The sequence below is a fragment of the Psychrobacter sp. KCTC 72983 genome (assembly GCF_014280455.1).
GTDB classification, from domain to species: domain Bacteria; phylum Pseudomonadota; class Gammaproteobacteria; order Pseudomonadales; family Moraxellaceae; genus Psychrobacter; species Psychrobacter pacificensis.
Genome location: NZ_CP060390.1, coordinates 2,701,867 through 2,722,533 on the forward strand (window position 1 = coordinate 2,701,867; position 20,667 = coordinate 2,722,533).

The 20,667-nt window shown below is 43.4% G+C and carries 17 protein-coding genes; 15 read left to right on the forward strand and 2 right to left on the reverse strand.

The features are described 5' to 3' along the window. Nucleotides 1–7 precede the first annotated feature (7 nt). The 9 genes from PSBA01_RS11580 (at nt 8) to PSBA01_RS11620 (ending at nt 13,602) form a co-directional block, all read left to right on the forward strand. Nucleotides 8–2,896: a M48 family metalloprotease gene (locus tag PSBA01_RS11580; protein ID WP_186475528.1), complete on the forward strand. Its 2,889-nt coding sequence runs from the start codon at nt 8–10 to the stop codon at nt 2,894–2,896. Nucleotides 2,897–2,958: 62 nt separating this feature from the next. Continuing rightward, nucleotides 2,959–3,849 carry a DNA polymerase III subunit psi gene (locus tag PSBA01_RS11585; protein ID WP_186474436.1) on the forward strand — a complete coding sequence of 297 codons (891 nt, stop codon included), beginning with the start codon at nt 2,959–2,961 and terminating at the stop codon, nt 3,847–3,849. A 92-nt stretch (nt 3,850–3,941) separates the two neighbouring features. Beyond that, entirely contained in the window at nt 3,942–5,084 is a 1,143-nt protein-coding gene (gene serC, locus PSBA01_RS11590) for a 3-phosphoserine/phosphohydroxythreonine transaminase (RefSeq protein ID WP_186474438.1), read from the forward strand. 295 nt (nt 5,085–5,379) lie between these two features. After that, nucleotides 5,380–7,212 (forward strand): extracellular solute-binding protein, encoded by a 1,833-nt coding sequence (locus PSBA01_RS11595; protein WP_186475529.1) that lies wholly within the window; start codon nt 5,380–5,382, stop codon nt 7,210–7,212. 145 nt (nt 7,213–7,357) lie between these two features. Then, complete coding sequence (gloB, locus tag PSBA01_RS11600) at nt 7,358–8,137, forward strand: hydroxyacylglutathione hydrolase (protein WP_186474440.1); 780 nt, start codon at nt 7,358–7,360, stop codon at nt 8,135–8,137. 101 nt (nt 8,138–8,238) lie between these two features. Further along, nucleotides 8,239–9,309 carry a microcin C ABC transporter permease YejB gene (yejB, locus tag PSBA01_RS11605; protein ID WP_071001615.1) on the forward strand — a complete coding sequence of 357 codons (1,071 nt, stop codon included), beginning with the start codon at nt 8,239–8,241 and terminating at the stop codon, nt 9,307–9,309. Nucleotides 9,310–9,371: 62 nt separating this feature from the next. Then, nucleotides 9,372–10,430, forward strand: coding sequence for an ABC transporter permease (locus tag PSBA01_RS11610; RefSeq protein ID WP_071003610.1), 1,059 nt, complete (start codon nt 9,372–9,374; stop codon nt 10,428–10,430). Between the two features lie 16 nt (nt 10,431–10,446). Next, the gene (locus PSBA01_RS11615; protein WP_071003609.1) at nt 10,447–12,114 is read left to right on the forward strand and encodes an ABC transporter ATP-binding protein; all 1,668 of its coding nucleotides are present in this window, start codon (nt 10,447–10,449) and stop codon (nt 12,112–12,114) included. Nucleotides 12,115–12,297: 183 nt separating this feature from the next. Next, the gene (locus tag PSBA01_RS11620; protein WP_093070795.1) at nt 12,298–13,602 is read left to right on the forward strand and encodes an iron-containing alcohol dehydrogenase; all 1,305 of its coding nucleotides are present in this window, start codon (nt 12,298–12,300) and stop codon (nt 13,600–13,602) included. 643 nt (nt 13,603–14,245) lie between these two features. On the opposite strand, the gene folE is transcribed toward PSBA01_RS11620, so the two are convergent. Next, nucleotides 14,246–14,842, reverse strand: coding sequence for a GTP cyclohydrolase I FolE (gene folE, locus PSBA01_RS11625; RefSeq protein ID WP_186474442.1), 597 nt, complete (start codon nt 14,840–14,842; stop codon nt 14,246–14,248). Nucleotides 14,843–15,226: 384 nt separating this feature from the next. Here folE and PSBA01_RS11630 point away from each other — a divergent pair, with 384 nt between their 5' ends. Together PSBA01_RS11630 and PSBA01_RS11635 are read left to right on the forward strand one after the other, a co-directional pair. Continuing rightward, a complete protein-coding gene (locus tag PSBA01_RS11630) occupies nt 15,227–16,036 on the forward strand; it encodes an enoyl-ACP reductase FabI (RefSeq protein WP_075107468.1) in 810 nt (269 codons plus the stop codon). A gap of 135 nt (nt 16,037–16,171) precedes the next feature. Further along, nucleotides 16,172–16,870, forward strand: a complete 699-nt coding sequence (locus PSBA01_RS11635) for a YoaK family protein (protein ID WP_093070797.1) — start codon at nt 16,172–16,174, stop codon at nt 16,868–16,870. 64 nt (nt 16,871–16,934) lie between these two features. Here PSBA01_RS11635 and PSBA01_RS11640 read toward each other — a convergent pair whose 3' ends face one another. Next, nucleotides 16,935–17,099 carry a hypothetical protein gene (locus PSBA01_RS11640; RefSeq protein ID WP_167669405.1) on the reverse strand — a complete coding sequence of 55 codons (165 nt, stop codon included), beginning with the start codon at nt 17,097–17,099 and terminating at the stop codon, nt 16,935–16,937. A gap of 416 nt (nt 17,100–17,515) precedes the next feature. Here PSBA01_RS11640 and PSBA01_RS11645 point away from each other — a divergent pair, with 416 nt between their 5' ends. From PSBA01_RS11645 to PSBA01_RS11660, 4 genes are all read left to right on the forward strand, one after another. Next, nucleotides 17,516–18,937, forward strand: a complete 1,422-nt coding sequence (locus tag PSBA01_RS11645; RefSeq protein ID WP_186474443.1) for an SLC13 family permease — start codon at nt 17,516–17,518, stop codon at nt 18,935–18,937. Between the two features lie 355 nt (nt 18,938–19,292). Next, nucleotides 19,293–19,475: a hypothetical protein gene (locus tag PSBA01_RS11650; protein ID WP_186474444.1), complete on the forward strand. Its 183-nt coding sequence runs from the start codon at nt 19,293–19,295 to the stop codon at nt 19,473–19,475. Between the two features lie 68 nt (nt 19,476–19,543). Next, nucleotides 19,544–20,131 carry a DUF1543 domain-containing protein gene (locus PSBA01_RS11655; protein WP_071001608.1) on the forward strand — a complete coding sequence of 196 codons (588 nt, stop codon included), beginning with the start codon at nt 19,544–19,546 and terminating at the stop codon, nt 20,129–20,131. 1 nt (nt 20,132) lies between these two features. Continuing rightward, complete coding sequence (locus PSBA01_RS11660; protein WP_186474445.1) at nt 20,133–20,450, forward strand: hypothetical protein; 318 nt, start codon at nt 20,133–20,135, stop codon at nt 20,448–20,450. The last annotated feature ends 217 nt before the right edge of the window (nt 20,451–20,667 follow it).

Below are 20,667 nucleotides of genomic sequence, written 5' to 3' on the forward strand. Positions count from 1 at the left end.
CCAGTTGATGGATTTTTTTGGTGAACAGCGGATACGTACACGGCGCAGTCTATTACTGTATGGGCTGTTTTTCCTTATTGTGCTCGCCCATATCGTGGTGGCACTGGCTATCATGGGACTGCTGTTAACGGTATTCACAGGCGGTATATATCATTGGGTATTGATGCTAGTCATTCTCTTTATAGTAGGCAGTTTCGTTGGTGGGAGTTTTTTAGAATATCGGCGTTTGCGAGCGGGTGGTCGCGCTATTGCCCAGCGAGTAGGGGCGGTCAGATTATTTATTGATAACAGTCAGGAACCATGGGAGCACAGCCATGGGGTCGCGCATCAACATGAAATCAAAGAAAAAGTTCACTATCGCTCACATCATATAGCAGTACGAAGCGAGCGTGATTTCCCACCAGTCTATCGTCGTTATTATGAAATTGCCCATCAGTTAGCGATTGCGTCAGGTTTGTCTGCGCCTCTCTTATACGTACTACCCAATGAGCAAGGAATCAATGGCTTTGTCGCGGGTCGCCATCGTCAAGATATGGTGCTTATCGTGACCCAAGGTGCGCTAGATAAATTGTCTGATGAAGCATTATATGGGCTGATTGGTCATGAGTATGGTCATATCTTGCATGGGGATGCGACTTTTAATCTACAGCTGATGGTGGTGTTAGCTGGCCTACAGATTCTATATGATTGGAGCGACCCCGTTCCTAATACTCGCTATTCTGACAATACAGTTGCCACCGATATTCCTCTATCACAGAGACAAGTTGACAGTCGTGCACGCCATATGGAGGCGCAGACCGCCCGTTTTACCACGCACAGTGAGTGGGTGGAGTATTGGCAGACACTGTCACAGCATCAGCAGGCATCAGCCAAACGTGAGTCTCGGTGGGTGCAAAGTAGACCTGTGATCGATCGTCAAGCACCCCGTAGTGTCTGGACACTACTGCTCCATGGTCTAAGCTTCTCGAGTATGGCAAGTGCCCAGCTAATCAAACACAGCTTTAATCGTGAGCGTGAGTTACTTGCTGATGCAACCAGCGTACAATTAACGCGCTCGCCTGCGATCATAGAAACCTTAAAAGCCATTCATCAGGACCCGATTGGGTCACGCCTCTCTGGTATTGCCGATGTCAATGGACTCAGCCATTTTTTCTTTGCCAGTAGTGGCGCGGACTTGGGTGATGTGTCTTGGTTTGCCACTCATCCAAGCTTGACGGAGCGTATGAGTGCTATTAATGCTGATGCCTATCGTAAGTTTGCCGTACAAGTCGTTAAAGAAAAGCGAATCAATCAGCAGAAAATAAAAGAAATATATCGGCAGCGCCATCTAGGTGATTGGGGAGCTGTAATAAAAAATAGCCTAAGCAAAAATTCACAGAAAAAGTCTCAATTGCTGCATCGATCATTGTTCGATATTGATGCAGAAGAAAACCATAAGCAGAACGCTATTTTTAATAACACTGCAAGTAACAGTGAAAGCCAGACAGATAAAGGTCTTGAGTTCACTAAAGAGGTAGATACAATTATCGATGGTCGCTTGCAGGTAGAAATAGCACCTATAGATACCGATAATTTGCTGAAGCCTTGGCAGGCCAAACCTGACGCTAACCTACCAGAAGATACATTAATTGAAGCGAGCGATATTCAAAAGGTGTCACTCTCGCAATATGTACTCGATCATATTTATCATCCACTTGGTGCACAAGCGCTAATAGAAGCGGTCATGCTTTGCCATCAGCATCAACCATTGTCAACAAATGCATTATATGGTTTGGCAGATATTTGGGGTGAGGGCTTTTCTATTGAAAGTGACTCTACTAGTCATAAGCAAGTATTACCCCATAGGATAGATACTAAGCTATTGGCCATAGTGGCCAATTTGGATAGACGTTTGGACAGTGCTTTGATTGTATTTGCATTAGCCCAGTTACGTCGTCATGACTTATCTGAAATACATATCAAAAAATTAAAGCTTAGAAGTGACAGCGAACACAGTCACGAAAGCGATCAGTACTATAAAAAACAAGCAAAATGCCGTACGATGTTGTTGCGTTACCAACAAGGTATGGTTGAGTTATTTCACCAACAGCTGACATCTGACTTAACTAAAAGCTTAGCTTGTGATTCTGTAGATCAAAAAATATCGAGTGATCGCTCTTACTCGGCAGCGAATTCATTCAATCATTCATTAGCTGTAGAGAGGCAAAAATCATCCGTACTGTCACTATGGCAAGCGTTGCAATTACAGCAGTTACTACCGATATTGTCTGAGGTTTTACACGATACGGATACGCAAGCTCTATCATCACAGACACTCAAAACTGGTATAGAAGGCGTAAGGGTACAGCTAGATCCTTCAGGGCAAGTATTTGAAGCACTGAGCGATGCTCAGATATCGATGGTGGTTTTACTGGCGTATCGGCTATCAAAAGACGCTAAAGGCCAGATGATCTCAATATATGAGCGCTCATTATTGGGTGAAGGTGATGAGAGTGTGGCGCATTACATTGTAGATTTAAGACGTCATGCGCGTTTGGTTGATATTGATTTGACGACAGTGAGCGATGTCAATTTGCAATGGTTGTTATTAACGGCACAACACTTAAATAGTATTCAATTATTAGCGATTATTGCTGCGGTTCCTATTTCTACTATTCATTCTATCAAGCGGCCCATAAATACTTTGGGTAGTACTAATTATCCAGAGAGACAACAGGATGGTAGTCAAATAGATTATAATGACGATAGCACGATAAGACCTGCTCATCATGAGTATCGACAATGGCTAAGTACATTGCATACCGTGATGTTACACGATACGATAATCAGCCAAGATGAATATGATTGCCTGATCGCAATGTCAGAGCGCTGGCTAGGCGTACGGCAGCTTTTTTGATAAGAACTACCAAAATCATCTAAAAAACTATATAGACAACATAATTAGGATAGTAGAGTCGTATGAGTGATATCCAAGACCCGCTAAATGTATTGCAGCGCCGTGTGCAGCAGCGCCAAATCCTAGCGATGATGGGTATCAATCAATGGGTGCGGCCTGAGTCAAGTACCGTAAATATAGCGGATATCACGATAGATTCGGTTGAACACTCAAATACTGGCTCTATTGATACTGAATCCGCGAGTGCTGGAGCTGCTATAGAGACAGTCGTTCAGCCGACCAGTGGTTATGATACGAATGACTCTTATAGCAGCAACCATGATGATGTGAATGACGATGCTCATGGTCTAGGTATTCATGAACAGGCAGCCACCGAGCAAAGCCCAGTCACCTATAGTTTTGATAGTATGGGCAATGAGATATCTGCTACTTCAGATGCACCTCGTCTTCACAATAGTCCAGATATCGAATCAAACCAAACCGCCGCATTTTTTATAGATGAAGTGGTGCAGTCAACAACTGCGCCTATTGCGCCACAGCAATTATCTCAAAGCAGTCATAATAGTGATAGTGTAAATGACGACAGCTTGAAAAAGGTAGCACCATTTAGCTTACAAGGTGGACGCTATGGAGATTGGGTGATATTGGTTGATATTCAGGCACTTAATAGTGATAGCCAAAAGCTATGGAATAATATCACTCAAGCACTCTCAATGACTCATGAGACGACCTCATTTCCGATTTGCGCCGGTATGGACACAGTAGAGCTTGCCAATGCCAGCCTTGCTGGATATATCTTTAGAATTGGTCTGCGCGAAGAGATAAAAGTTGCTGCTTTAACAGTACTACCTGAAGGTCTTCAGCACCCCAACCTTATGACTGTGCCTACATTAAATGACATGATTGTAGATAGTGATGCTAAACGTCAGCTGTGGGAGCGCATATCTCATTGAGTGATATTAAAACTGATATCGATGTAAATTTTTTTATCAACAAACTGAAATAAAGGTCGCTTCTTTATTTCATCATACCTAGGACTGTGATTATGTCTATAACCCAAACGTCTACACCCACTGCTAATACTAATAATAGTACGCCGCATCGTCTGCCAAACTTCTGTGCTGGCCCTGCCGCCATGCCAACATCCGTATTGGAGCGTGCTCAGAGCGAATTGCTCGACTGGCAAGGTCGCGGCCTATCGGTCATGGAAGTCAGCCACCGTAGTAAAGAGTACATGGCAATTACTGACAAAGCAGAAGCTAAGCTACGCACGCTTATGGAGATACCAGATAACTATAAAGTGCTGTTTTTGCAAGGTGGCGCTAGCTTGCAGTTTTCTGCCATTCCATTGAACCTGCTAAATGGCGGACGCGGCGATTATTTGACGACGGGTGCATGGTCAGGTAAGGCGATTAAAGAAGCCCAGCGCTATGAAGCACTTGGTCTGGGTAAGATTAACTTGGTCGCGACTGGCAAAGAGGACAACTTTACGACTGTACCCGCCCAAAGTGAGTGGACTGTGAGTGACGATGCCGCTTATTTTCACTACTGTGCCAATGAGACTATCCATGGGTTGCAAATATTTGAGCCACCACAAGTAGACGCGCCAATCATTGCCGATATGTCATCTTGTATCTTGTCACAGCCGATAGACGTGTCTAAATTTGGTATGATCTATGCGGGTGCCCAAAAGAACATCGGTCCTGCAGGTTTGGTCATTGCAATCATCCGTGATGATCTGTTGGGGCAGGCTAGCGCATGGTGTCCTATGCTACTGAACTATGAGCACCAAGCAGACAAAGAGTCTATGTCTAACACGCCAGCGACGTACTCTTGGTACTTAGCAGGACTGGTGTTTGATTGGTTGGAAGCGCAGGGTGGTGTGGCTGCTATTGGCAAAATCAACCAGCAAAAAGCAGATTTACTTTATAAGACAATCGATGAGAGCAGTTTTTATCACAACCCAGTCGATCCTCAGTATCGCTCTATCATGAACGTGCCATTTACTTTAGCAGACAGCAGCCTTGATAAAGTGTTCTTAGAAGAGTCAGAAAAAGCTGGCCTACTTAATCTAAAAGGCCATCGCGATGTGGGCGGTATGCGAGCCAGTATTTACAACGCCGTACCACTTGAGTGGGTACAGCAGTTGGTTGATTTTATGATTGCGTTTGAAAAAAAGCATGCATAGGTCATACTAGACTTTAAAATAAAAGACGCCGCTTTTATAAGTTGCGTCTTTTTTTATGAGTATATTTATCGATGCACAGTTTGAGTAAAAAGCGTTCAATATCTACCATCATTATATCTAATACCAATGATGTCATACTGATGGATGTCGCACTGACGCCGCGTAACATGGCAAACCATTAGGATGAATTACCTAAGTTTGTTATGATAAAATTTTGCCATCAGGCTATTTTACCGTCAGCGCTTAATTTTTGATACCCGCATTGGTTAGCATAGAGGTTTGTTATAACGTTATGATAAGAAAAAATGCTCTGCTAAAAGCTGTTTTGCTAGCCATCACTGTCAGCTGGATATCGAGCAGTATTGCGGCGCCTATCACAACGACAGCGCTTGGACATAACAGTCCTACGAAATACATCAATGCGCCTTACATGCCCTATGCCAATCCAAAAGCGCCTTCAGGAGGCACGCTTTCGCTAGATGCGCGTGGTACCTTTAATAGTGCCAATAAGTGGATGACCACGGGCGTGCCAATGATCGGCACCGACTATCTGTATGATACCTTGATGACAGGTTCGTTAAATGAAGCGTTTACCATGTATCCACAGCTGGCAAGTAAGGTAACCTATGATCCAGACGATACCAGCTGGATTGTCTATCACATCAATCCTGCTGCCCGTTTTTGGGATGGGACGCCTGTGACCAGTCATGATGTCAAAGCGACTTTTGATGCAATATTAAACAAAGGTCCGATGTCTATTCGTAGCTATTTGGCTGATATCAAAGCCGTTCAAGTCATCGACGAGCAGCAAGTCAAATTTGTCTTTGCCTCCGCTGAAAACAAAGAAATCCTACTGACGGTTGGGCAGTTTCCTGTTTTTGCCAAATCCTCAATTGAGGCTGATTTTGAAAAGATCAGCCTGACACCCTTAATGGGTAGTGGGCCTTATAAGCTGGGACGTGTCGATGCGGGGCGTTCAGTAAGCTACATACGTGATCCCAATTACTGGGGTCGTGATTTGATGGTCAATCGTGGTCGTTATAATTTTGACATGATTAAGTTCGTTTATTATCAAAGCGATGAGATTGCCTTTGAAGGATTTAAATCTGGCCAGTACCGTTTTCGCCCCGAAAACAAAGCATCAAATTGGGTGAGTGGTTATGATTTTCCTGCAGTGAAAGCAGGTCTTATCAAAAAAGAGACCATAACCAGTCAAAACCCAGTGCCCATGCAGGCATTGGTGATGAATTTGCGCCGACCAATCTTTCAGGACATTCGGGTGCGCCAAGCCCTAACGGCTGCTTATGATTTTGAATGGATGAATAAGACATTATTTCATGGACAGTACGAACGTTTGCAGAGCTTCTTTCACGGGTCGGAGCTTGCGGCAACTGGTACACCGTCTAGTGAAGAGATGCAGGTGTTAACGCCTTTATTGTCTAAGCTTGAACCGATTCAGCGTAAAGCCGTCTTAGCAGAATGGCAGCTACCCAGCAGTGATGGCAATGGCTTTAATCGACAAGGATTACTAAAAGCGCGGCAGTTATTGCTAGATGCTGGATTTTATTATGATGATATGAAGCTATATCAGCCGAATGGTCAGCCCGCCCAAATTGAGATTTTGATGACAGGCGAGACCATGGGCCGTGTGTTGTTGCCTTATATTCGTAATTTAAAACGCTTAGGGTTTGAGGCAACCTTGCGCCAAGTGGATGGGCCGCAATATTATGAGCGAACGCGCCGTTTTGATTATGATATGGTCGTCGATGTGTTTGCCCAAAGTCTATCGCCTGGTGCCGAGCAATCAGCATACTGGGGTAGCGCCGCGGCTGATGAGCCTGGCAATCACAATAGTGCTGGTATCAAGAATGCAGCCGTCGATGAGGTGGTTGCTAATCTTGGTAATGCCAAAAATCGTGACGAAATTGTACTCTATACGCAGGTGCTTGATCGGTTGTTGCGAGCGGGTCACTATGTCGTACCATTGTATGGTAAGTCTGGCACTAACGTCGCTTACTGGGATCAATATCGCCATACAGAAAAACTCCCAACCAATGCCGTTGGTATCGACTATTGGTGGGTGGACAAAGAAGCAGAAGGACGCATCAACAAATATTTGAAGCAGTAAGCAGTACCTTTTGACAGGATTTGGTCTAGTAATAGCTGACTGCCAAACGCATAGGCTGTTACCACGCAGTAAAAGCGAGAAGTAAAATCAAAACGAAATAATTCAAAATAACGAGTAAAAAAATAACTACTGGTAAGGATTTGACATGAGTATCCGTATTCACCCCATTAAAGCGTTCAATGATAATTATATTTGGACCTTAATTAATGAAAATAATAAGCAGGCGATTGTCATTGATCCAGGTCAAGCCCAGCCGGTTATCGATTATCTAGAGACGCATGGACTAGAGCTAACCTCGATTTGGACCACGCATCATCATCATGATCATATTGGTGGTGTCGCAGAATTGCAGGAGTCGTATCCGATGACCCATCTGGTTGCGCATAGTGAGCATGGGGTTGATGAGGATCAAACCATTAAAGATGGCAGCACGGTGAGTGCATGGGGCTGCTCTGCACAAGTCTGGGATGTATCAGGACACACCGCCAGCCACATGGCCTATATCTTAGATATCGATGGGAAAAAGCACTGCTTCTGCGGTGATACGTTGTTTAGTGCAGGTTGTGGACGTGTTTTTACTGGTACGATCGAGCAGTTACATGATAGTTTTAAACGTCTAAATGAATTACCTGATGAGACACTACTGTATCCTGCGCACGAGTATACGGCTAGTAACCTACGCTTTGGATTGTCTATCGAGCCTGACAACGAGGCAATGCAACAAGCATTAGCGCAAGCTGAGGCACAGACGGCACAAGGTGCGCCAACACTACCAGTGACGCTAGAGCATGAGCGCGCTATCAATGTGTTTTTGCGTACCCAAGAGCCAAGTGTGATTGCAGGGGTTAAATCAAAAGTAACTATCGACGATGATAACTCTTTGACGGTATTTGCAGCGTTACGCGAGCTTAAAAATAACTTTTAATGCAAGCTTTTAATACATAGATATATTTGTGTAGACCTTTAGCACGAAAGAATATACTGCTGTCGTCATCGCCCTCTCTCTTTATTTAGGAAGTCGCCATTATGGGTCGTTATATCTTAAAAAGACTCCTACTGATATTACCGACACTATTTTTGATCTTGCTTGCCAACTTTGTAATCGTACAAGCGGCACCAGGCGGACCTGTTGAGCAGCAGCTTGCACTTATTGAGCAGGGGGCAAAAGACAACGCGCTTGGTGGTAATATTGGCGCGGGCAGTGCAGGTGGCAATGACAGCACTTATCAAGGAACGCGCGGTCTCTCTGAGGAAATGGTCGCTGCTATTAATGCTCAATATGGCTTTGACAAATCCGCTCCAGAGCGATTTTGGCTTATGTTAAAGAACTACGCTCAGCTAGATTTTGGTGAGTCGTTTTTTAAAGGACAGTCGGTGACCGATCTCATTATAGAGAAGCTACCAGTCTCGATATCGCTTGGTCTTTGGAGTACGCTACTCATTTATCTGATCGCCATTCCTTTAGGGGTGTATAAAGCGATGCATCATGGCTCAGGCATTGATAAATTCACTGCCATGCTGCTGGCTATTGGACATGCGATACCTGTGTTTGTCTTTGCAGTTATTTTATTGGTGTTTTTTGCAGGTGGCACCTATTGGAATATTTTCCCGCTACAAGGGCTCACGTCCGAAAATTTTGACCAGCTCAGCGCGCTTGGTAAGGTGAAAGATTACTTTTGGCATTTGGCACTACCGCTGCTAGCCAGTACCGTAGGTGGTTTTGCGGGCTTGACGTATCTGACCAAATTTAGCTTTTTAGAAGAGTTGGGCAAGCAGTATGTATTGACCGCTCGCGCAAAGGGACTGGGTGAGGGTCAGGTGTTGTATGGTCATGTATTTCGCAATGCTATGTTAATTATCATCGCAGGTATCCCAGCCGCTATCGTTGGTATTTTCTTTGCCGGTAACTTTTTGATTGAGATTATCTTTAAACTAGATGGGTTGGGGTTGTTAGGTTTTGAGGCCATTCAACAACGCGACTATCCAGTGATATTTGGCACGCTATTTATCTTCACCTTGGTAGGGCTGCTACTGCAATTAATCAGCGACTTAAGCTATCACTTAATTGATCCCCGTATTGATTTTGAGGGGCGTTAATGTCAAATAATCAATCTTCATCAAAGAGCAGTACTATTAATAGCGAACCAGATAAAGCGCCAATGCCTGAGCACAATCCTCAGGTAGCGCTACCGAAAAAGCAGCGCTTAAACCCCATTTGGCAAGCGCGTTTAAATCGCTTTCGCCAAAATCGTCTTGGGGTAATATCGCTGTTTGTTTTTGCAGTGATATTTGTCATTTGCATGGCAGCTAACGTCATTGCCAATGACAAACCTTTACTGGTGCAATATCAAGGCGATTATTATTTTCCGGTATTAAAGGCCTATCCTGAAACGACATTTGGCGGTGTATTTGAGACCGAAACCAATTATAAAGATCCTGCAGTGCAGTCGCTGATTGATGAGCAAGGGTTTTATATAATGCCGCCTATTCCGTTTGCGGATCAGACACCCAATGTCGAGCTTGGTCTGCCTTATCCAGCGGCTCCAAACGCTCAGAACTGGCTTGGCACTGATGATATGGGACGCGATGTGCTGACACGGATACTTTATGGTATGCGCGTCTCATTGTTGTTCGGTCTGGCGCTGACGCTCGCTGGTGCTCTCATCGGTATTATTGTCGGTGCAATACAAGGCTATTATGGCGGCTGGGTAGATCTGGCAGGGCAGCGCTTTATGGAAGTGTGGGGCGGTATGCCTCAGCTATTTATGATTATTATCTTAGTCAGTTTATTTAGTCCCAGTATTATCATGCTATTTGCCATGATGCTGTTATTTGGTTGGATGGGGCTGGTCGGTTTGGTAAGAGCAGAGTTTTTGCGTGCTCGTAATTTTGATTATGTGCGTGCCGCGCGCAATCTCGGTGTGTCTGATAGCCAAATCATGCTCAGACATATTCTGCCCAATGCGTTAGCCTCAAGTTTATCTCAGCTCCCTTTTATATTAACAGCTAATATCATTGCGTTGACTGCGCTGGATTTTTTGGGTTATGGGTTGCCGCCTGGCTCGCCGTCTTTAGGTGAGCTGATGGTACAAGGAAAAAATAACCTTGATGCCCCTTGGCTGGCTTTATCAGGGTTTTTTAGTTTGACCTTTATTTTGTCATTGCTCATCTTCGTTGGCGAAGCACTGCGTGATGCGTTTGATCCGAGGCGCTCTTGATATGACCGATAATATTATGGCTACCGAGCAATACAACGCGCCAACTGAAAATCTTAATCGCGCGCAAGACAAGCTCGTGCTGACAGTAGATAGCCTAAGTATCACAACTGCTACAGGCATCCAGCTGGTCGATGAATTATCTTATGAGCTAAGACAGGGGCAAACTCTGGCTATCGTTGGTGAGTCAGGATCTGGCAAATCGATTGCCAGTCTTGCACTACTAGGTCTGCTACCAGAGAATTTGACGATTAAGGGTGAGGTTCAGCTGGCAAGCACGGCAGGCATGTCTCAACTACCGATAGCGAATGACAAATCGCGTAATGCCGCACTACGTGCTATTCGTGGTCAGCGGATCGGTATGGTATTTCAAGAGCCGATGACAGCGCTAAATCCGCTACATACCGTTGCAAAACAAATCGCTGAATCACTGCGTTTAAGCGGCGTACCCAAAAAACAATGGCGAGCCACCAGCATTGCCTTGCTAAATGACGTCAATATCACGGATCCCTCTGACAAGTTGAATCGTTATCCACATGAGTTGTCAGGTGGTCAGCGTCAGCGAGTAATGATTGCGATGGCATTGGCTCAGCAGCCTGATATCTTGATCGCTGATGAGCCAACCACCGCACTTGATGTGACATTACAGCATGAGATTTTGGCACTACTGAATGATCTCAAATACCAGCATAATATGGCGATGATATTAATCAGCCACGATCTCAATCTGGTCAGGCGCTATAGTGATGAGGTCATCGTGATGCGCCAAGGCCAGACGATTGAGCAGGGTCAAACGTCAGCGGTATTTGATCAGCCTAAAGCCGATTATACTCGCACGCTCATTCAGCAAGACTTCGGTCAAGCGCTACAGCCAGTAGCAGATCATGCAGATGGACCATCAACTGTATTAAAAGTGAGCAATCTCAACGTACAATTCCCAATCGAAAAAAGTCTATTTGGGAGTACAAAACGTTGGTTTGATGCGGTCAAAGCTGTTGATATGACCTTGCAAAAAGGGCAGGCATTAGGGATCGTCGGTGAGTCTGGATCTGGCAAAACCACCATTGCACTGGCGCTGAGTCAGCTGCTTGGCAATCAAGCACGAGTGCATGGACAGATAGTGGTGAATGGGCAAGATATCTCAGCACTGTCCAAAAAAGTGCTACGTAACTTTCGCTCGCAGATTCAAATGGTGTTTCAAGACCCTTTTGCCAGTATCAACCCTCGTATGACGGTCATGCAAATTGTGGAAGAAGGACTGTTGGTACAAGGCGTGGATAAAGACGCGCGTCAGCAGGCGGTGATGGAGAGTTTGGCTACCGTCCATTTGCCTTTAGCATTCGCGCAGCGTTATCCGCATGAGCTGTCCGGCGGTCAACGTCAACGCGTGGCATTGGCGCGCGCACTCATCATGAAACCGAGCCTACTTATATTGGACGAGCCTACCTCTGCGCTTGACAGTACCACGCAGGTAACGGTGGTCAGTTTATTGCGTGAAATTCAACAAAAGCTGCAAATAAGTTATGTCTTTATCAGTCATGATCTCAAAGTAGTCCGCGCACTATGTCAGCATATTATGGTACTAAAACAAGGGGCATGCGTGGAATCTGGGCTCACAGAAGATATCTTTAGCCAGCCACAGCATCCGTATGCCAAGCAGTTATTAAAGGCGAGCAGTACACAATAATAGCGACATACCAAAAAAGGCAGTGGTACAATCATGCTAGACAGTGGTTTGCTTTATTCAAACATCCTTGCTGTACATATACTTATCTACTCTGCTATTGGCAAACGTCGTTTAGCCTTTATCAACTAGCTCAAACTATTGTTATCGCGGTTAAAATCATCATTAAAAAGGATTTTTGTACCCATGAAAAAACAAAACAGTATTACTAAATTAGTAAAGAATAACAGCTTGCAGTATGCTGGTTATTTGGCAGTGGCTAAGACACGCGCTAAAGTGCTAAAAGCAATCTCTTACGTGATACCTATCAGAAGACCGATGTTGTTTGTCGGTGAGGCTGCCTGTAATGAGCTATGCGACATGCTCATCAACGAAGGCAATACCAATGTCTTTATCGTCACTGATGCCGTGCTAAACAAACTCGGTATCCCTGCAAAAGTCACTGATTATCTAGATGCAAAAAATATCAGCTATCATGTCTATGATGGCATTACACCAGACCCTACTTTTAACGTAGTCGAAGAAGGACTGCGCCAATCTATAGCAGCAAATTGCGACGCTATTATCGCCATCGGCGGCGGCTCAGTGATCGATGCTGCCAAAATGATCGCTATGTCTCAAGGCAATAAATGCAAGCCTCAGCAACTGATCGGGATCCTTAAAGCAAGAAAGCCGTCGGCGCCATTATATTGCGTGCCTACAACAGCGGGTACTGGCTCAGAGGCAACCCTTGGTGCAGTGATATCTGATGATAAAACACACCAAAAAGCATTGTCTATTGATCCAAGAATGGTGCCGCTCGCCGCAGCGATTGACCCCATTATCATGAAAGGTATGCCAGCACACATCACCGCTGATACGGGTATTGATGTATTGACCCATGCATTAGAAGCATGGATGAGTGCCAATGCCAGCGTGGAGACGGACTACTATGCAGCCTCTGCCGTCAAATCTGTCATGCATTATCTACCATTAGCTTACAAAGATGGTGGCAATCTAAAAGCAAGAGAAGAGATGGGAATTGCCGCCCATTATGGTGGTATCGCCTTTAACAAAGCGGGCTTGGGTTATGTGCATGCCATTGCTCACCAATTAGGTGCCTACTATAGCATTCCTCATGGTCGTGCTAATGCAATCGTGTTGCCTTATGTGCTTGATGTTAATCGTAAAGCAAGCAAGCAGAGACTGGCCGCACTGGCAAAAAGAACGGGTATGGTAGCAGACGGCCAAGCTGGTCATGGTGATAAAGAAATAGCAGATCATCTCATCGTACAAGTCAGAGCGCTTATCGCAAATTTAAATATTGATCCGACCGTTAGCGGTATGCAGACCAGTGATTTTGATGATATTGCAAAAGCAGCAGCAAAAGAAGTCAGCGATACTTATGCCGTACCAACCTATCTCTCAGCAGCTGAAATTAAGGAAATCTTAACGAAAATTAAGCAAGTAAGTGATGAGAGTGCTGATAAAGACACTCAGAAAGCATCATAGCATTGTACTTGTACTTGTACTGATAGACTTATGATAGACAAAAAAAGCCTATGACTCTTTTGAGGATAGGCTTTTTTAACAGGTTTAAAACAATATAAGATATTGAAATAAAATAGTTTATCTCTATATGTTAACTATCCTAAAGCCTGTGTCATGATCAAATCATTTTGTAATTTATCTTGTGCTACGACTTAATTAATAAAAAATAACTTAATAAATTGTAAGTATATAACAATACAGGAATGTGTTATTGATATAGTCGGTTCACTATAAAATCGATACAATAAGATTAAACGCTATTTTTCGCAGCCTCTAGAGACGTAGTCACAGCAAGCAAGAAAAATAGCGTTTAATCAAATGAATTTATTATCCTGTATCGTTTTTATTTAGACTTAACTATACATAAGCGTTACGATAGTTAAATGATATTATGTTTGGGAGATTTTTATGAATCGCATATTATCATCTACAATGATTGGCCTAGCTATCGTAACAATCATTGCAAGACTCTGGCGTATACGGCAAAGACTATGAGCTTGATTTGCTAAAACTTGAAATCTTACTTTGTATAGCTAAAACAAAAAGGACGCATTAGCGTCCTTTTTGTTTGTTGTTACTCATAACAGCCTAAAATATTAATAGTTTAAAACGCCGGTTGGCGCTTAGGGACGGCACCCAAAAATTCATTACGGGCTTGATTGTTGTGCTGATACTCACCAAGCATCGCGGTACTACGCGTGGTTGAATGCTGTTTGCTGACGCCGCGCATCATCATACACATGTGCGAGGCATCCATGACTACCGCCACGCCGCGACAGCCAGTAACATCCATGATGGTTTGTGCAATCTGTTCACTCAGGTTTTCTTGTATTTGTAGACGACGAGCAAACATATCGACAATACGGGCAAACTTCGACAGTCCCAGTACTTGGCCGTCAGGCAGATAGCCGATATGCGCCACACCATGGAACGGTAGCATATGATGCTCGCACAGTGAATAAAACTCAATGTTTTGCACCAGTACTAGCTCACGATTGGCTGATGGAAAAACCGCATCATTGACCACCTCTTCAATGCTTTGATGATAGCCTTTGGTTAAGTGAGCAAAAGCCTTTGCCGCACGTACAGGCGTGTCTAATAAACCAGGACGATCTAAGTCTTCGCCAGTCGAACCAATCAGTTGGCGATAGGATTCGATACTTTCTTTATAATCTGGGGTTATTATTGGGGTGTTACTCATAAGTTTGGCAGCCATCCAAAATGTGGGTGTAGCTTAACGTTGAATCCTATCATGTCAGGATTCTTATAAAATTGTGCAAGCTGGGAAGGGCTGTGATTATACTCGAAATCTGCTGAACTTCATACTGCTGTGGTGAGTAGTTCGGAGTTTAGTCATTATAGGGCTGTCAGAGATGCAATTAGAGCGGTGACCATGATGATATTTCGTTAGTATTATTGCGATACTAATGATAGTAACCAAGTACAGTTTACGACTGTTTACTTAAACTAATTCGTGTATAATAAGTCATCTTTTGATTTGCATCATTTCATGACGCGTCACTTTCTGATTACTCTAAATAAACCTATATTCTAAATCATCTCGATTGATTCAAAAGGAAATCTTATGCTATTGCAAGGACAACGATTTGTCGTAACTGGCATCGCAAGTAAACTCTCTATCGCTTGGGCTATTGCAGAAGCGCTACATCGCGAAGGCGCCTCACTGATCCTGACTTATCCGAATGATAAAATCAAAAAGCGTGTGGACATGGCTGCCGAACAGTTCGAAGCGGATTTGGTGCTAGAGTGTGATGTCGCCTCTGATGAGTCGATTGCTGCATGTTTTGAGCAAGTAACCGCGCATTGGGGTGATGGTATTGATGGTGTGGTACACGCCATTGGTTTTGCCCCAATGGATCAGCTCGATGGTGACTTTGTGAGTGCCACCACGCGTGAAGGCAGCCACATAGCACATGATATCTCTAGCTACAGCTTTGTGGCATTGGCAAAAGCAGCTCGTGAGTTGCTTGCAATGCGTCATGGTTCTATGCTGACATTAACTTATGAAGGCAGTATCTCAGTATTGCCAAACTACAATGTCATGGGTATGGCAAAAGCCAGTCTTGAAGCCAGCGTGCGCTACTTAGCGACTTCTATGGGCGGCGAAGGTATCCGTGTCAATGCGATCTCAGCAGGTCCAATTCGTACGCTAGCTGCTAGTGGCATTAAATCATTCCGCAAAATGCTCGATATCAGCGAAAAAATCGCACCACTACAACGTAATGTCAATCAGATGGAAGTAGGTAACGCAGCACTATTCCTATTATCTCCGTGGGCATCTGGTATCACGGGTGAGATCATGTTTGTTGATGCAGGTTTTAATACCGTCGCTATCAGTGAGCAGTTGATGATGCTGGATGAGCCAGCGCAATAATCATTTAAGTATTTTTTGCGTTGATGGTCATTACCAATGATTCACTCAGCTATTGAAATTGAAAAGGCAGCCAATTGGCTGCCTTTTCTCGTTATACTATGAGTCTTTTTGGCAGTAGACCTTTAGGTGACAAATATGATAACCAAGTTACCAAAGTGGATATTGTGGGGTGGGGCGGTATTGGCATTTAGCGCTGGCTGCGTGAACACAACCGCATTGATGGGATTTGCCAATTTATCGGTCTCGCATGTCACTGGCAATGTCAGCTTGTTTGCAGCAGCTATCGCTTATTCAGACGCCCACAGTATTTTGTACATCGGAGCGCTACTATTGTCTTTTTTGGCAGGGGCAATATTAAGCGGTTTTGTCATTGGGCAGACATCCTTAACACTAGGCCGTCGTTACGGGCGTGCGCTATATTTTGAAGCAGCATTACTAATAGCTGCCTACTGGTTATATCAGCAGCATGACTATCTCGGACAATTGGCAGCAGCGATGGCCTGCGGATTACAAAACGCGATGGTAGCCACTTATAGTGGAGCAGTTATTCGCACAACTCATTTGACAGGACTGACATCTGATATGGGTGCAGCAATCGGTAACTGGCTTGCGGGTCGCTCCATTAGTAAGCCGACATTGGGCTTTCAGGCCGTTATTTGGTATTGCTTCTGCGGTGGCAGTACAGTAGGGGCTTTTTTGTTTGCCAAAGTTGGCTATGATGCGTTGCTTGTACCCATTGCAATTGTTCTAACAGCAGCATTTATATATAACTATGTCTCCAATCACTTGCCAGAACAAAGAGAAACAAAACTAAAAAAGCGCTCATCATCATGACAAGCGCTCCTTATTTTTGCTGTTAATACTAGATAACTGGCTTTATCTGCCGTTCTGCCATCTTTTATTTTGCGCCTTCTTCTTGATGATCTTCATGTTCATGCATACCTTGCATCATATCTAGCGCTGAGTCGTCAGTACGCTGTTGATCTTCTTTGGCCAGACTATCTTGATTGATGTCTTTTGGCGCCATTTTTGTGGTTGCATCGGTTTTATTTGCATCTGTCATAGTGTCATTCCTCTTGTTTTTATTGATGATTATCTATCTAACCCTAAGATTATGTGGTATCGGTTTTTACTTGTATAGCCCCAAATGATAAATGTTTGAATGCTTTATGTAATTTTTATCAACCAAGGCGTCCATTCAAAGCAGTGAGAACAAAGCAGTGAGAACAAAGTAGTGAGAACAAAGTAGTGAGAGAGCTACTATTGAAAAATCTCACAAAGTCGAGAGGTGATTATCATCAACGAATCAAACAGACATCCTAAAAACAAAATTAATCAAAATGTATTCATATATAAGTTATTCTGATATGATATTTTCGCGCGTAATGTTCGCTATATGAATATCATGATGTCTTACAATAAGTGTGTGTTGCAATAATTTTGACTTCATACTCACTTTGGATGCGATAAGGATAATTTATGTCAGAGAAAAAGCTGGATAGCCATATTCCTGATGATGGTAACGAGTATTTATTTACGGATACATTTCCAAAGGGAACGGGAAAAGGATTGATCGTGGTCGCCATTGCGGCAATCATTAGTTTTATTATTTACAGTGTATTACCATTTGAGGTCAGTGCTAACAAAGGGCTAGCAATGCTGTTTTTTATCGGCGTGCTATGGCTCACTGAGGCGATACACGTCACAATCACTGCGATCTTGGTGGTTGTGGTTGGGACATTAATTGGCATTCCTGATTTTAATGCTGAAGTCGGTCTGCAAAGCTTTGCCAGTCCCATTATTTATCTCTTCTTTGGTGGTTTTGCCTTGGCGGCCGCGTTACATGTACAAAAGCTTGATAGAAAGATTGCGCTAAAAATTCTTTCGTTATCAGGTGGTAAGCTAAGTACCGCTGTACTATTGATTTTTGGCGTGACTGCGTTTTTGTCAATGTGGATCTCAAATACGGCGACAACGGCAATGATGCTACCGCTTGCCCTCGGTATTTTGACGCAAGTCGATAGTAAAGAAGATCGCGGTACATTTGTGTTTGTACTGCTCGGTATTGCGTATTCAGCAAGTCTCGGTGGTTTGGGTACGATTGTCGGCTCGCCACCAAATGCGATTGCGGCAAAAGCCTTGGATATCGCGTTTGTTGATTGGATGAAATTTGGTATTCCAATGATGCTGATACTATTACCAGTATTGTTGGGCGCGATGTACCTATTTCTAAAGCCTAATCTAAACCGCACGATGACCCTACAGCAAGATGAAACTATTCATTGGACCAAGCCGCGCGTGCTGACGATTATTGTCTTTATTGTGGCAGCGGTGAGCTGGATACTCTCTAAGCAAATTGGTGCTGCAGTTGGTATCGAAGATACGGATGCTGTTATTGCATTGCTTGCAGCAGTGGCGGTCGTGAGTTTGGGTCTGGTGTCTTGGAAACAAGTATCAGACAACACGGATTGGGGTGTATTGATGTTATTTGGTGGCGGTATTGCGCTATCAAATATTCTAAAAGTATCAGGTGCGTCATTAGTACTGGGTGAGACGGTTGCTAATGGCTTACAAACCGCGCCACTATTGGTTGTGATGCTTGCAATCTCAGCCTTCATTATTTTCTTAACAGAGTTTGCATCAAACACGGCATCAGCTGCGCTCTTAGTCCCTGTATTTGCGGCAATTGCCGAGTATATGGGTATACCGAGCGAAGTCTTAGTACTTATTATTGGTATCGGTGCGTCCTGTGCCTTTATGCTACCAGTTGCGACGCCGCCAAACGCTATCGTGTTTGGTACCGGTTTGATCAAACAAACAGAGATGGTACGTACAGGTGTCATCCTTAATATTATCTCTACTGTTATCGTTGGGTGTTGGGCGTATTTCTTCCTACTATAAGTCTAACGAACCATTAGCATTACCATGATAAATAAAACCTGATGTCCCAATATTAATGAGGCATCAGGTTTTTATTTTTTATACTCTCTTAATTTATTACATCATAACTTATGGGGGATAATAGACATTATGACGACATTCAATAATAAAAATTGCATTACAATCGCTGCTATAGTCAAGTCTAAATAAAAACAATACAGGACAATAAATTCATTTGATTCAACGCTATTTTTCTTGCTTGCTGTGACTGCGTCTCCAGAGGCTGCGAAAAATAACGTTGAATCTTATTGTATTGATTTTATAGTAATCTAACTATATTTCAGATATTCATAGTAATGTCTTCGCGCTTGACGCTGTGCTTGCTGATATCAAAAAGCGCAATTACGCGCTGATAACCTGTATAGAGACACCGCAAGGTAAATGCTGGCAAACTAAGCATATTAAGGTCGCTTATGATCTTGAAGCAGCAGCAGAACTGGCGCTCAAAAATGGCCATGAAGATTGGGCATTTGCTTTAAAAACAGGGCGGGTATTGTAATAAGACGCGCTCGATATTATGTTCAATTAAAATTAGCTACAATGAAAAATTTATAAGGACGGCGTTACATGTTAACTTTATATATGGCTCAACTTGGTGGCCGTCCCAAAGGTCGCCTGATTGAACAGCATGACATCTTTTTTGGTGTGGCCAATCACGTCAGCGAGCTGGTAGAGGATATCAATCAGCATTGGCCAGAAGTCAAAAACAAATGGCACATTGATTCGTATCGAGCGATTACTAAAGTTGATGGCTATGCGATCAAACTGGTTAAATCAGGTGAGCAGGTAAGCAAAGATGCTAACTTAAAGCTGTTTTTTATCAATTTGGGCGGCTATCAGCAGGGAAGTTTTGAAGAGTTTCATTATAAGCTTCTGATCGTTGCCCCCAGTCAAGCCGAGGCCATTAAGCAAGCCAAACAAAGCGAGTTTTATAAACAGTTCACTTTTAAAGATAATGCATCGCCGTTCGACGCCGCTTCACATATTGATGATAAGTTTGAGGTCGATATAGATGATATCTATAACGTGAATGATCTGCTCTCAAATGCTCAGCTGTTGATTGAGCCTATCGTTGATGCAGGCGGTGTCGATATCAAAGAAGATAAAGAATATGTGGGTTATCTGAGTATTAAAAATCTAAGGAAATTATCCTAATATGTCACTAGATATGTATTATAAAAGTGGTCTAATCCGCAAAGCGCGCTGTCAGATATCTGATGATATGCTGCCCATCCTTTATCAGATTCACGATAACGCAAAATTTCCACGATTAACGTGGTTAATTAACAATATTTATGAAAACCCGCAGATTCGTCCTGACGTAGCGAAAGAGTTAGCTAACGAGATGTTAGGGTTTGAAAAATTGATACTGTCACTACATCTTCCTTTTCCTAGGCTGGCACTGCAAAAAATGCATACCTTTTTTGTGGGAGCTGCGACTCACCAACAGGTTATTTATACTGTTAGTCATTAGTTTTCTCATTTAGACCATTTCTATGCCTTTAATGGTGTGAAATTTAATATTTATGGTCTAAATGTGTCTTGATTTAATACTGATTATTAGATAGAGGCATTATCGTCCTCATAGCCATAGAAAAAACTTCAGCTTTGCAACTAAGCATCATACAAGCATCATAACTACCTTGAATCACCCTGCATTTGCCTCCATAATCTAACCACTTATACATAAT

Excerpts from the sequence above, each read along its gene's own strand:
- PSBA01_RS11580 (WP_186475528.1), top strand. The coding sequence starts at position 8 with ATGGATTTTTTTGGTGAACAGCGGATACGTACACGGCGCAGTCTATTA.
- PSBA01_RS11585 (WP_186474436.1), top strand. The coding sequence starts at position 2,959 with ATGAGTGATATCCAAGACCCGCTAAATGTATTGCAGCGCCGTGTGCAG.
- serC (WP_186474438.1), top strand. The coding sequence starts at position 3,942 with ATGTCTATAACCCAAACGTCTACACCCACTGCTAATACTAATAATAGT.
- gloB (WP_186474440.1), top strand. The coding sequence starts at position 7,358 with ATGAGTATCCGTATTCACCCCATTAAAGCGTTCAATGATAATTATATT.
- yejB (WP_071001615.1), top strand. The coding sequence starts at position 8,239 with ATGGGTCGTTATATCTTAAAAAGACTCCTACTGATATTACCGACACTA.
- PSBA01_RS11610 (WP_071003610.1), top strand. The coding sequence starts at position 9,372 with ATGCCTGAGCACAATCCTCAGGTAGCGCTACCGAAAAAGCAGCGCTTA.
- PSBA01_RS11615 (WP_071003609.1), top strand. The coding sequence starts at position 10,447 with ATGGCTACCGAGCAATACAACGCGCCAACTGAAAATCTTAATCGCGCG.
- PSBA01_RS11620 (WP_093070795.1), top strand. The coding sequence starts at position 12,298 with ATGAAAAAACAAAACAGTATTACTAAATTAGTAAAGAATAACAGCTTG.
- folE (WP_186474442.1), bottom strand. The coding sequence starts at position 14,842 with ATGAGTAACACCCCAATAATAACCCCAGATTATAAAGAAAGTATCGAA.
- PSBA01_RS11630 (WP_075107468.1), top strand. The coding sequence starts at position 15,227 with ATGCTATTGCAAGGACAACGATTTGTCGTAACTGGCATCGCAAGTAAA.
- PSBA01_RS11635 (WP_093070797.1), top strand. The coding sequence starts at position 16,172 with ATGATAACCAAGTTACCAAAGTGGATATTGTGGGGTGGGGCGGTATTG.
- PSBA01_RS11640 (WP_167669405.1), bottom strand. The coding sequence starts at position 17,099 with ATGACAGATGCAAATAAAACCGATGCAACCACAAAAATGGCGCCAAAA.
- PSBA01_RS11645 (WP_186474443.1), top strand. The coding sequence starts at position 17,516 with ATGTCAGAGAAAAAGCTGGATAGCCATATTCCTGATGATGGTAACGAG.
- PSBA01_RS11655 (WP_071001608.1), top strand. The coding sequence starts at position 19,544 with ATGTTAACTTTATATATGGCTCAACTTGGTGGCCGTCCCAAAGGTCGC.
- PSBA01_RS11660 (WP_186474445.1), top strand. The coding sequence starts at position 20,133 with ATGTCACTAGATATGTATTATAAAAGTGGTCTAATCCGCAAAGCGCGC.